At 41.7% G+C, this 12,949-nt stretch carries 12 protein-coding genes and 2 pseudogenes; 8 read left to right on the forward strand and 6 right to left on the reverse strand.

All coding sequences use genetic code 11. The features are described 5' to 3' along the window. Positions 1–154: 154 nt before the first annotated feature. From M0Q51_14545 to M0Q51_14560, 4 genes and pseudogenes are all read right to left on the reverse strand, one after another. Positions 155–433: pseudogene (locus M0Q51_14545) on the reverse strand (hypothetical protein). A 15-nt stretch (positions 434–448) separates the two neighbouring features. Beyond that, on the reverse strand, positions 449–778 hold the full coding sequence (locus M0Q51_14550) for a DRTGG domain-containing protein (GenBank protein ID MCK9401197.1): 330 nt from the start codon (positions 776–778) through the stop codon (positions 449–451). 30 nt (positions 779–808) lie between these two features. Further along, positions 809–1,348, reverse strand: a complete 540-nt coding sequence (locus M0Q51_14555) for a hypothetical protein (protein ID MCK9401198.1) — start codon at positions 1,346–1,348, stop codon at positions 809–811. Positions 1,349–2,365: 1,017 nt separating this feature from the next. Then, the gene (locus tag M0Q51_14560) at positions 2,366–3,046 is read right to left on the reverse strand and encodes a hypothetical protein (GenBank protein ID MCK9401199.1); all 681 of its coding nucleotides are present in this window, start codon (positions 3,044–3,046) and stop codon (positions 2,366–2,368) included. 430 nt (positions 3,047–3,476) lie between these two features. Between M0Q51_14560 and M0Q51_14565 the strand changes: the two are divergent. After that, positions 3,477–3,689, forward strand: a pseudogene (locus M0Q51_14565) (ORF6N domain-containing protein). Positions 3,690–4,122: 433 nt separating this feature from the next. On the opposite strand, the gene M0Q51_14570 reads toward M0Q51_14565, so the two are convergent. Next, positions 4,123–4,788, reverse strand: a complete 666-nt coding sequence (locus tag M0Q51_14570) for a Crp/Fnr family transcriptional regulator (protein MCK9401200.1) — start codon at positions 4,786–4,788, stop codon at positions 4,123–4,125. Positions 4,789–5,027: 239 nt separating this feature from the next. On the opposite strand from M0Q51_14570, the gene M0Q51_14575 reads away from it, so the two are divergent. The 6 genes from M0Q51_14575 to M0Q51_14600 all read left to right on the forward strand — a co-directional run bounded on the left by M0Q51_14575 (position 5,028) and on the right by M0Q51_14600 (position 11,301). Beyond that, positions 5,028–5,930, forward strand: coding sequence for a 4Fe-4S binding protein (locus M0Q51_14575; GenBank protein ID MCK9401201.1), 903 nt, complete (start codon positions 5,028–5,030; stop codon positions 5,928–5,930). Positions 5,931–6,057: 127 nt separating this feature from the next. Next, positions 6,058–6,387: a cupin domain-containing protein gene (locus M0Q51_14580; protein ID MCK9401202.1), complete on the forward strand. Its 330-nt coding sequence runs from the start codon at positions 6,058–6,060 to the stop codon at positions 6,385–6,387. A 66-nt stretch (positions 6,388–6,453) separates the two neighbouring features. Continuing rightward, positions 6,454–7,695, forward strand: a complete 1,242-nt coding sequence (locus M0Q51_14585) for a DUF438 domain-containing protein (GenBank protein MCK9401203.1) — start codon at positions 6,454–6,456, stop codon at positions 7,693–7,695. A 3-nt stretch (positions 7,696–7,698) separates the two neighbouring features. Continuing rightward, complete coding sequence (locus M0Q51_14590) at positions 7,699–8,226, forward strand: DUF1858 domain-containing protein (protein MCK9401204.1); 528 nt, start codon at positions 7,699–7,701, stop codon at positions 8,224–8,226. Between the two features lie 221 nt (positions 8,227–8,447). Continuing rightward, a complete protein-coding gene (locus M0Q51_14595; protein ID MCK9401205.1) occupies positions 8,448–10,313 on the forward strand; it encodes a LysM peptidoglycan-binding domain-containing protein in 1,866 nt (621 codons plus the stop codon). Beyond that, positions 10,306–11,301 (forward strand): DUF4837 family protein, encoded by a 996-nt coding sequence (locus tag M0Q51_14600; protein MCK9401206.1) that lies wholly within the window; start codon positions 10,306–10,308, stop codon positions 11,299–11,301. Before M0Q51_14595 ends, M0Q51_14600 begins: the two co-directional genes overlap by 8 nt. Positions 11,302–11,303: 2 nt before the next feature. Here the strand turns inward: M0Q51_14600 and M0Q51_14605 are convergent, their stop codons facing one another. After that, the gene (locus tag M0Q51_14605; protein ID MCK9401207.1) at positions 11,304–11,714 is read right to left on the reverse strand and encodes a hypothetical protein; all 411 of its coding nucleotides are present in this window, start codon (positions 11,712–11,714) and stop codon (positions 11,304–11,306) included. A 285-nt stretch (positions 11,715–11,999) separates the two neighbouring features. Here M0Q51_14605 and M0Q51_14610 point away from each other — a divergent pair, with 285 nt between their 5' ends. Next, entirely contained in the window at positions 12,000–12,848 is an 849-nt protein-coding gene (locus M0Q51_14610) for a hypothetical protein (GenBank protein MCK9401208.1), read from the forward strand. The last annotated feature ends 101 nt before the right edge of the window (positions 12,849–12,949 follow it).

Raw genomic sequence — 12,949 nt, forward strand, 5'->3', positions numbered from 1 at the left:
CGTCGATTGTGAAGGTATGTGTGGTGATGTATTCGGCCTTTTTTGCCGGTTCAGAAATGGCTTCAGCAACCGGGACTTCGCCTTCGATACCGGCAATTTTCACGCAAGCTTCATACATGTCATCATCTGTGGACAAAACGACGAGGTGCTTATCTTTGGCAAAATCGAGGATATCAGAGTCGGGCACTTTGCTTCTCAGGAAAATGATCCCTTTAAATTCGGCCACATAAGCAGAAACGGCGGCCTGGACCGTATTGAGCCCTGTCAGCAGCAGTGAACCAGCTTTTCCATAGGCAAGAACATCGCTCATGAGATCGGAAGCATACACGCCGGTAACATACTTGCCATTGAGCCTGTCACCAACGAATACACTCGCTTTAAGCGCATCCCGGATTTTTTCGATATCGATGAAATGATTCCTGCCTCGTTGCATCCTGCAAGAATTAACTTATTTAATACCTGCTTCAACGAGTTTCGTTGCCAGTTCAAAAGTTGACAATGGGCTGCTCAGGATGATCACATGAAAACGATTAGCCAACTCAATGGTATCTTCAGGCACTTTTTTATTATAAGTGACAACCACCGCTGAAATGTCAACCAGGTTGGCGGCCGAAACGATATTCTTGTGCGATTGCACCGTCAGCCAAAGATTGCCCGGTTGTGCACTGCTCATGACATCCGAAAGCATGTCGGAGATAAAAACACCGGAAACATCCCTTTCGTCAATAACAGTGAGTACATTGAGTGCAAGTCTGTCAATAATTTCCTGCAGCTTCATGACTTTTCTCCTTTTTATTTTATTTGTTTATTATTGTTCAGTGGCTTTTAAGCTAAGCAAACCGACGTCCTTGATGACTTCGGCATAGCAATTTTCGATATTGCTGATCATCTCATAGGAAACGATCTTTATCTTTGATTTCGAGGTCTTGCGTCGTTGGTTGAAATATTCTTCCAGGTTTTCTATCTTTTCCTGGTCAAGCCGCTTCACTTCATTCATGGGCAGGAACCCGTAAGCGACATATACCCAGGTTCGTTCTTTTTCAAGCTCTTTCCTGAGATGATCCACTTTACAGTTTTCATCGCAACCAGTGCACATCATCAGGCCCAGCAGTTCGTCATAAGGTACAATTATATGGCAACAGGTGCATTCCAGTTCGAAGCGGAATGTCTGGGCACTCTGCATGACATTCCAGAAATGTTCCCCATCACGGTATTCCTCGAGAGGTGGCTTCTCATCAAAGGAGAAATAACAGGAAGTCTTGTGACATTTAAAACAATTCTCAGTGATGATGAAACCCGGCCGGACATTGATCATCGTCCACTGGTGTATGCACTTTTGCTCCTTCATATTTACCTCCATTTGAGGATAAAACAATGTTTTAATTGAGGACAGCCATTATGAAGATTTGTCAACAAATCAAATATAAGATATCAAATATAAGGAATAAAAAAGGAATTGTATCTTTTGATGAAAAAAATAAAAATACGTTTCAGTATTACTAGTGGATGAGTCAATCTACTCTTTGCTTTTTTTATAATCTGAAACTCTCAGGTACTATCTTACTTTAGTCGGTAGTAAACCAAATCGCCCGTTACAAATTACGGAATGGCCATTGCATGGACTTAGCGGATATTTGAGCGCGCCGTTGCCCCCTTTCGGAGTTTTGAGTTTTCAGTTTTCAGTTTTGAGTTGGGGACTTATTTAAACGGGCGAACGAGCGAACGAGCGATATGTTCAGGCTGTCAACTGGTTAGCTACTGGGTTTGCAAAGGCGGACTTTACTAAGTTTTTTTAATTATAGACGTCGATTAAGTAAGTTCTCTAACAAGCAATTTCAAAAATCGCTATTAAAATTTCAGCTATGACTACAATGGCCATGATAACAATAACAATCCACGGAGCATTAATATTCTTAGTCCATCTATTTACCCAGCGTGGTATTTCTTGATCTGCGCTGTTTAGTCCTAATTTTTCACGTGTTTCTTAAAGTCTGTTTTTGTTTATAATTTGATATGCCCTTTCATTGATCATTTGAATTAATAATCCAAAAGTTATCATGGGTATTGCCCAGTAGATCATTTGTCTGAATAAATCCTGATTATTAAACAACTCTGAGTTAGCAACTCCATAAAGAGTAATTGACAGTGTATAGGCTGACACAGGAATCAACCAGAATTGGTAATCATAATGTCTACCAGTAACATTAAGCTCCTTGTAGTTTTCGATATTATGCTGGTAATTGTTTTGTTTTGAATTGTCCATATCGTGATATATTTAGTTAAGCATGCTTTATAATGTTCGAAATCAAAGGACTGGGACATGTATGTATCGACGAACAGTAATTTATGCGGCTATAAGGGCGTTTTATGCTAACATCTTGAGTGAATTATCTTTTTGAATACTAAGGAATTCTACAAAACCATTAATAAATCTGAATTTTCCGATTTCGTCATCATCCCAATCTTGAATCGCTAATTTTTGTGTTTGATTATCTTTAATAAATAGCTTCGTTGCTTCATAAACGTAAAAAATTGGTCTATCTCTTGGGTCAAAATTATTGCTATTAAATAGCATTCTGAAATTATTAAGATACGATATTGTTTTATTGCCTTCTCCAAAAACAACATGGCATATAGCATCAATATCTTGCGCAGAAAGTTTCATTTTTTCTTTAAATTCAGGAGAATTAATTAGAAGCTGTTCGAAATGATAAATGATAAAACCTTGTGTAAAATAAGCACATTCTTTTCCATTATTTATTTCCGCTTTTTCTAGCATCGGAATAAGTGCTTTATTATTCTTGTCTGGTAAAAACAAAAGCTCAAAATGATAAAGCGGCGCTAAGGCAAACCATATTTGTAATGCTAATTTATTAGGAAGTAATATTTTTTTATCAATTGCTTTCATTGTTGCTGTTATTACTTCTATATACGTATAGTTTATTTTATCGACATTAGAGTATAAAATCGGCCTAAAATAATCACCAAAAATTCCTCTTGTAAGAAATGTTTTTATTTTACCATGTTGCATTATTCCACCTGCCATTTTCTGAGATTTACCATTTAGGTTAAGTAACTCTGTCAATACAGTTATTATATTTCCAATATGGATGAAATATAAGTTGCGTTAGCCTCCCCGTATAGAAAAGTAACAACACTTTTCAAGCAGATAAGCTTTTCACCCAAATCATTTCATAAAATTAGACAAAGGCCTGTCAATATCCAAATTATTAATAAAATCCGGGTTGGGATATTAATGACATACTACCATCTTATAGTCCTACAGTCTTAGCGTCTTACCATCCTAAAGTCCTTTCATCAAATTCTTTCCTCTCCACCGGGTATATTTTCTAAAAATCCCGATAAATAGAAAAATCAACAGGATAAAACTGGAGGTCGCAATTTGCGACCTCCAATTGTTATATTAGATTCTTAACTAATAAAAAAATGTGAAAATGAGCGCAAAGAATTTCCTGATGCTCCCCGAGGAAACCATCATGAGTAAGATCTATCTTATCCGGGGTAAAAAAGTAATGCTTGACAGGGATCTGGCAGAACTTTATGGTGTTGATACAAAGCAGCTAAAGCGAGCAGTTCGCAGAAATGAAAGGCGATTTCCGCCGGATTTCGCATTCGGACTCACGCAGGATGAGTTTGGAATCTTGAGGAGCCAATTTGGCACCTCAAGTTGGGGCAAAAGGAGAGTGTGTTTTCCACGATTTATCAGTCCTGAAAGGACGTCAGATAGTACCCCCGTACGCCAGTCCGGGGTTGAAAGGTGCAATTCAAATATAGAGTCCCGTAGGGACGACAGATGATGAGATGACGCAAAGATATTTTCTGTCGTCCTTACAGGACTTGATTTGTACGCGCTGCCTTTATCCCCGGGACTGACGTCCCGGGCTACTTTCAAACATCCCTTCGGGATGATTAAAAACATTGATTTTACCTACTTCGCTTCTATATCGTTTGTTGGCCTGTTCGTTCTTTCGCCTAATTAAATGGAACATCGTCCATCCCGCCGGTAGGCGGGCAGGCGTCCATGTTCAATCGTCCATGAATTCCACGCCCCCATGCCACCATGCCTCCATGCTTAATTGTCCAACTGCCCACTGCCAACTGTCAACTGCCTACTTCCCGCAGCCTTCTCCTGTCAACTATCCTGATCATCCGGCGGTCAACCCGGAGGATCCCTTCCTGTGCCATTTCACCAAGTGCGCGAGCCAGGGAAGGACGTGCGACCCCAAATTGCTCGGCGAGGTCGTTCTGTGTTAGAGGTATTTCAACCATGTCCTTATCCGGTCCGGCCAGACCCAAGATATACTGGGCGATCTTGCCCTTTATGGTTTTAAAGGAAAGGAATTTAAGTTTACTGGCCAGCATCTGCGTCTGGCTGGAAACGACATTCAGGAAATTCTGCAGTATCCTGATATCGGCTTGTAGCATCTTCATGAAATCATATTTGGGAATGTAAAGAATCCGGGTCTTTTCATTAGCCATGACATTCACCGGGAATTTGTTCTGCTTGCCAAAGATAAACGCCGCAGCAAGAGCACGCGGAGCGACGATGTCGTCTATTTTAATGATCTTTCCTGAGAAGTCCTGCATCTCCCCTTTCATGCTGCCTTCAAGGACGACCATAAGAAAATTGACCGTTTCCCCGCTGAAGGCTGCTATTTCGCCTACCTCATAAGTTTTTGTGAAATGATGTGATTTGCTGAAAATCACTTCAAGTTCTTCTTCAGTGAGGCCAATGAAAATCGGGCAATGGATAAGTATTTCGTACATGCAGATAAAATTAATAAAATTTGAGATGCCATTTCATTTCTTTGTAACATTTGTTACACTGTAGCTTGATGAACCATTATACTTTTGCGGTAGAAGACAGAAGTCAGAAGTCAGAAATTACAACCTTAAGTCGACTTTATTTCAATGTATTTCTCTTTATTTCAATGTATTTCAATGTATTTCAATGTATTTCAATGTATTTCAACTCAGTGACAATCAATAACCACTAACAAATAACAATGCTACGCGAAATAATCAAAATCGATGAAGACAAATGTAACGGGTGCGGGCTATGCATCCCTTCATGCCCTGAGGGAGCCCTGCAAATTATTGACGGAAAAGCACGATTGGTAAGCGATCTTATGTGTGACGGCCTCGGGGCCTGCATCGGTGAATGCCCGGAAGGCGCAATCAAAATCGAAGAACGCGAAGCGGAACCCTACAACGAAAAAGCTGTGATCAAAGAGATCGTGAAGTTCGGCGAAAATACTGTGATTGCTCATCTTAAGCATCTGCTCGACCATAACGAAATGGTTTATTTTGAAACTGCCGTGGAATACCTCACGGATCACGGCCATAAGTTTTCCTTTGATGTCGGAAAAGCGTTGGATAAGGTTTACCAGAATAGCCTCAGCGGAGTTGGATGCGTTACAGGCGGATGCCCCGGCTCAAGGGTCATCGAATTTCCTATTGATATAGATCAGGTCGAAAAGGCCGGTAAAGATGAACCAGCATTTGTCGCTGTCCCTGTCTCAATAAAATCAGAACTCCGCCAGTGGCCGGTGCAGATGCACCTTATCAATCCCGGCGCATCCTACTTCAGGAACGCTGATGTCGTTCTCGCAGCCGATTGCGTTGCTTTTTCCGTGGGTAATTTCCACCAGGAGTACCTGCAGGGTAATAGCCTCGCTATTGCCTGCCCCAAGCTGGATTCCGGCAAAGAGGCTTATGTCGAAAAATTGAAAGCCATGATCGATGAATCAGAGATCAAATCGCTGCAGGTCTTGGTAATGGAGGTCCCCTGCTGCAGCGGACTGGTGCACATCGCCCAGATCGCCCGTGATGCTGCCAGCCGTAAAATCCCTATCAGAAAAACCGTTATCAGCATCAAAGGGGAAGTGCTGATGGAGGAATGGATTTAGAAAAGCAAAGGGCTTAGAACAAAGTACTATTTAAATTAGTCCTCAACTTAAAATTCAAAATTTAAAACTTAAAATTAATTCTAGTCCCGAACTTAAAATTCAAAATTTAAAATTTAAAATTAATACTATGGATACTCAACTATTTTCCCATTCGCAAATCATCAATTTCACCGAAAAAGTCGATTACAGCCCGGAAGGCATCGTAAGCAAGCGGGTGATACAAAAAGAAAAGGGCAATGTAACCCTTTTTGCATTCAACAAAGGACAGAAACTCAGCGAGCATTCGGCTCCTTTTGATGCCATGATACAGGTTCTCGAAGGTCAGGCCGAAATTCTGATCAACCGCGTGCCTTTTATGCTGACCGGCGGCCAGGCTATCATCATGCCGGCTAATATACCACACGCTGTGAACGCCACAGAGAGGTTCAAGATGTTGCTGACAATGATCAAGGAGTAAAAAATTCCAAATTCCAAATTTCAAATTCCAAGTTTCTAGTTTCAACTTTCTAATTTCAAAATCACCATGAGTGAACTAATCAATAATTCCGAAAGAAGAAAGGAACTTCTTAAAAAAATGATCCTGAAGCTTCATGCCGGTGAATCGGTAGATGAGGTGCGAAAAGAACTGATCACATTGCTGAAAACCATCCCTTACGGAGAAGTAGTGGAAGTCGAGCAACAATTGATCAACGAAGGCGCCCTGAGCAATGAGGAAGTGCTGAAATTCTGCGATCTCCATACGCAGGCGCTGGATGGCCATATCGACCTGTCAGGGATGAGAATCGTCCCCCCGGGGCACCCTGTCGATACGTTTAAACGGGAAAACGCAGAACTGCGAAAGGTCGCTGGACAGCTCGAAACCCTGTACAAGCGGATTGATACACTTAAATCAGAGCAGGAGATCCCATCCTTTTTCATGGAAATGAAATCGCTCTTCAACAGCCTTATGGATGTCGAAAAGCACTATGTCAGAAAGGAAAACCTTCTTTTTCCGTACCTTGAAAGGTACGGTATTACAGGCCCCCCAAAGGTGATGTGGGGCAAACATGATGAGATCAGGGAGTTACTGAAAGCTTCCATTGAACTGCTCGGGAGCCCGGAAGGATTTACCATGGAAGACGCAGAAACTGCAGTTAAAATGATCCTTCAACCTGCATCTGCGGCTGTAGCAGATATGACCCTGAAAGAGGACCAGATCCTCCTACCCATGTCATACGATAAACTGACGGAACTGGAATGGTACGAGATCTGTAAGCAGACGCTTGAGATCGGCTTCTGCCTTTACGACCCGGATGTAGAATGGAAACCGGAAAATACCGAAGCGGACATGACGGAATCCCACGATTCAGATTTGATCCATTTGCCCTCCGGAAGCTTTACCAAAACTGAACTCCAGGCCATTCTCAACATCCTCCCGGTAGATATGACCTTTGTCGATAAAAATGAAAAGGTCAGGTACTTCAGCCAGGGAAAGGAAAGGATCTTCCAGCGCAGCAGGGCTATTCTCAACCGCGATGTCAAGCTCTGCCATCCTCCTTCCAGCGTTCACATCGTTGAACAGATCCAGGAAGATTTCAGGAGCGGGAAAGAAGACCATGCCCCGTTCTGGATTCAGATGAAAGGGAAGTTTATATTTATCGAATACTACGCCCTCAGGGATGATAACGGCAATTTTCTCGGAACACTCGAAGTTTCCCAGGATCTTACCGAAAGACGCGCACTCAAGGGCGAACAAAGAATTTTATCTTATCATAAAACTGAATAAACAATGGAAACTGAAAAACTTATCATAACACCTAAAACCAAGGTCCATGACCTTTTGAGCGCTTATCCCGAACTGGAATCATTATTGATTGAGATGGCGCCTGTTTTCAAAAAATTACAAAATCCGGTTTTGCGGCGGACTATTGCCCGTGTCACTACCCTTCAACATGCCGCAATAGTCGGTGAGATCCCGGTGCATTCACTCGTAAATGCATTGCGAAACCGCGTGGGACAGGATATCCTGGAAGGTATCGAATCTGTTCCCGGCAGATCAGATAAACAACCATCATGGTTTAACCGTGAGAGGATCGTCAAACAGCTTGATGCCCGGCCAATAATAGAGCAGGGCGGACATCCGCTCGGAGATGTCCTGACAGACATCCGCGGCCTGAAAGCAGGCGATATCTATGAGCTGATCACGCCATTTCTCCCGGCCCCTTTGATTGAACGGGTGGTTGACCAGGGATTCGACGCCTGGAGCAAAAAAGAGGCTGAAGATATTATCAGGACTTATTTCTATAAAAAAGGATAAAACTGGTTAGTCGTTAGTGGTTAGTGGTGGTTACTGCTGACCGCTGACCGCTGACCGCTGACCGCTGACTGCCGACTGCCGACTAATCTTTTCCTTCCTGAAAAAAAAACATCGGTGCAATTTTCTTAACTTTACGGTGTTAATATTTATGACTTTCGAAATTCCGGTACCGGGCATTCGATGGTTACTTTTATTGCCTGTTATAATTAAAACCTTGATTAATGGCTCCATTCACATTGAAAACGAAATATTTAATACTCACCATCCTGATCGTGCCTTTTATTTATTTCTCAAGTCTACCAGCAATAGGATTTGGCCAGGTTACCGATACTACGATCACGCCAGATGACCTTTATCAGACAGATGACATCCCGGATCCCGATTCCCTTATCAATAAAGGAAATCAATTGATTAATGATGTTGACCAGGCTGATAAGATCCTGAATGAATCCATTACTATAGGTATGCTCGATAGCCTGACTTCTATTCCTTACTTCCAGGATTATTATTTTAATACGGACACTTCTTTATTAAATGTATATAATTTTCCCATGGGGCACGTCCCTGTTTATTCTGATTCTGTTTACAGAGCAAGGATTGAAAAACTGGATCAGGAAACTCCTCTCGATTTAACCTATAACCAATCGGTTAAATCATTTATAGAATTATATGCTGTGGGAAAACGTCAACTCATGTCAAAAATATTAGGCCTGAAAGAGATCTATTTTCCGATGATTGAGGAATACCTGGATAAATATGACATTCCATTGGAAATGAAATACCTGGCCGTTGTGGAATCCGCCTTGAATCCCACTGCCGGTTCACGAGCCGGGGCCAAAGGGCTATGGCAATTCATGTATTACACCGGTAAGCTTTATGGCTTGAAAGTGACTTCCCTTACCGACGACCGGTTTGACCCATATCTGGCCACCGATGCGGCATGCCGGCATTTACGTGATCTATACGCTATGTTCGGCGATTGGAACCTGGTCATGGCAGCTTATAATTCAGGTTCCGGGAATGTGAAAAAAGCCATCCGAAGAGCCGGTGGAGTATGTGATTATTGGGCAATCTGGCCTTTTCTTCCCAAGGAAACCCGTGGCTATGTCCCCGCTTTTATTGCCGTGAACTATGTTATGAGTTATGCGTCAGAACACAACCTGTATCCGCTGGATCCAGGTATTCTCTATGGTGGGATTGATACTATCTGGGTTAGCCAGCCGCTGGCATTCGACCAGATTTCCGAATTCCTCAATATTTCAAAGGAAGAAATAGAATTCTTAAATCCGGTTTTTAAATCTGGCATAATTCCCGCTTATAATGGGAAAACTTACAGCCTGCGCCTGCCAAAAGACCAGGCCTTGAAATTCGCCGAAAATGAGCAATCTATATATAATTACAAGAGTAAAAGCGGGCTGGAAAAAGAAAAACTGGTCGTAGAAATTAAAAAAGCAACGGATCGACAATACCATACCGTGAGATCTGGTGAAAGCCTAGGCCTTATCGCCAGGAAATACAATGTTTCCGTAAAACAAATCCAGCAGTGGAATGGGATGAAAGGTACCATGATCCATCCCGGCCAGCAACTTGTGGTTATTCCTTCTTCAAATTATGCCTATGTCCCTTCCTCATCAAATACAAAATCATCGCAAAAAACTGCACAGACATCAACTGCCACAAATAGCGCTCCTTCAACTTCAAAACCTGCTGCAACTTCCGCCGAATTTCACTATGTGAAATCGGGGGAAAACCTGGCCATGATCGCCCAGAAATATGGATGCTCCGTGGATAATCTGAAAGCCTGGAATAATCTCAGGAACAATACGATTTATCCTAAGCAGAAACTGAAAGTCTCGGGCGAAACGGCACTGGCCCAATCAATAGAACCTGATCCTGCTCCAGCTAAAGTGACATCAAATCCAGAAAATAAGTATTTCTACTATACCGTAAAGAAGGGTGATACGCTTTGGGACATTGCCCAGCAATACAAAGGGGTTTCTGTTGATGATATCAAAAGGTGGAATAATATGGGAAACTCATCCAAACTGCAGGTCGGGCAGAAACTCAAAATTGGCAGGAATGGTTAAACGATTAATTCTCCTGGCGCTTTTATCATCCTGCAGCCTGGGTAAATCAGGGATGTTCCCTTCAACCGGCACTGTTAATGAGTTGCTGATCATAACCAATGATAAAGGCCAGTGGGAAGGGCCTTTAGGAGATACGATCCGGGCTTTCTTCGGGGCTGAACAGGTTGGGCTTTCCCAGCCGGAACCTGTTTTCGACATGCTTAACATTGCCGATGAAAATTTAAATGACATATTTAAAAAATTCCATAATATTTTCATCGCAGATATAAACCCGCAGGCAACCCAAACGACATCGGAAATGAAACAAAATCTTTGGGCCGGGCCGCAAAGAGTAATCAAGATAACAGCACCGGACCTGCAATCCTTTTATAAAGAATTCGACCTGAAGAAAGAGACCTTTATCAAGCTATTTATTGAACTGGAGCGGCTAAGGACCCTTTCTATCAACAATATGGCAATGGATATCAAGCTTTCCGATATCGTGGCGAAAAAATTCGGCATCAAACTTCCTCTGCCGGAAGGATTCTATCTTGCAAAAGAAACAAAAGATTTTCTCTGGCTCAGGCATAAAGTTACTAAAGTCAAACAGGCCCTGGAACTGGGCATCATGATATATACCATGGACTATCATGATACGATCGTTTTTAATCCGCGACATATTATCCGATGGAGAAATACCATTACCCTGGAATATATTCCGGGACCGTCGCCTACATCTTTTATGAAAGTTGCTGAAGAAAATGTACCGCCGGTTTTCGATACAATAACGGATTTTCCGGGAGGCTATGCTGTAGAAACCAGGGGCTTATGGGAAGTTGAAAATGATTTTATGGGCGGGCCTTTTATCAATTATACCTTTATCGATACGGCAAATAATAAAGTCATCACACTCGATGGCTATGTGTATAATCCAAATGATGTAAAGAAATATTACCTGCGGGAACTGGAATCAATCTTCTTTGCCGTAAAATTTATTTCCCGGCAATAAGATCAATCCTTTTTGTTTTCTTTTATGAAGATGGTCGTGATCGTGATATCAGGTCTCGTTTCTTCGTTGATAAGCTTTCCTTTCTCATACCGGCCTAAGAGAATGGTGTCGAAAGTCCCTGAAAACACCATGTAAACACTGCTCTCTGCTTCTTTATAAATCCAGTTCCCCTCCAAAACAGAGAAACCGGCATGGACCTTTGCCGTAAAATCTTCCAGCAATTCATAGCTGATCGCTTTCTGGCTTTCTTTCGAAGCTTCAAGGGTGCCGGGATCTATCCGTAAATTAGTGTTGAATTGAACATCTTCCACCTTCCACATACCGGCAAGCTTTTTTTCAATGGGTTTGGAACAACTAAACAATAATGCTCCGGAAATTAAGATGACAAGGGGAAATAATACTTGGTTTTTCATGGTATCAGTCTTTTATTGATTTTATAACTTTGATGAATCTCAGAATCTTCTGTAATTCCAGGCAAAACTAAGGAAAAATCAGGAAATCCGGTTAAAGCCTGACTTCTTTGTTTACTACGGAGAAACGGAGATGTGGAGAACGGGCAACTCCGAAAGGTTTTTGTGCTCTTTTTGAGGTTTTCAGGAAATATTTTCATTTGTGAATTTTCCTATCTTTAAGGTGCTTATTAATGCTTCTTTACAAAACAGCAATCCTATAATAAATTGAAAAAACTTTTGCAAATTTTGTTAGTTTTTATTGCCAATTTCTCCTTAGCTCAAAATATCTGGGAGCCTGTTAATTTCCCTGATACACTCGGCCCGAAAGCCCTGAATGCAGAAAAGGAGGACATCCTGTTTGTCGCGACAGGAGCGGATAATGAATTTTTCGGGCTTTTCAGATCATATGATGATGGAAACACCTGGGAATTGTTAGATGTAGATACAACAAGCCCTTATATTAATATTTATACAATCCGGTATAATCCGGAAGGTATTCTGTTCCTGGGTGCTAACGGTACGATATACAGGTCATCTGACGATGGTAATAGTTTTGAACAGGTTTATTCGGGCGGCGGTAATATTTTAAAAATTAGTTTTTCACCTTCCGGTGATATTTTTGCTATCGGATGGTCAGACATATTACGATCCTCTGATAACGGTAATACCTGGGATATTGTTTATCCCAATAATGGTGTTCAATACTTTGGCGATATGGCTTTCGGATTAAATGGAGAAATCTATGCTGTATGTGTGGATTTTCAATACATAGGGCCTGGTTTTTACCGGTCGCTTGATGGTGGAGATACCTGGGAAAATATTGGAATAACTGATTCCTGGCTGTATTCTATTCGAGTTAACAATGAGGGGACTATAATTGTCAGTGGAGAGATGGGTAATTTTACTTCAAATGATGGTGGTCAAAGTTGGACCCCAGTTTATTCTATTCCAGCACAAGTAATGGAATCTGATGCATTTGATAATCTGATTGGCGGCTGTCACATCTGGGGTTATGGTTGCTGGTTTTCGGATAACTGGGGTGAAACCTGGATAAGTTTAGTTGATACAGTTATCAATACTCCGGTAAATTTTTAAGCAGCTAACCTCCCGATGCTCAAACACTCGTCATACAACAGACGGATTTTTTCGCAACTCAGGTCGAGAGCTAACTTTGAAAAAATTAAATCAGTGATATA

The sequence above is a fragment of the Bacteroidales bacterium genome, from assembly GCA_023229505.1.
Taxonomy (GTDB): Bacteria; Bacteroidota; Bacteroidia; order Bacteroidales; family JAGOPY01; genus JAGOPY01.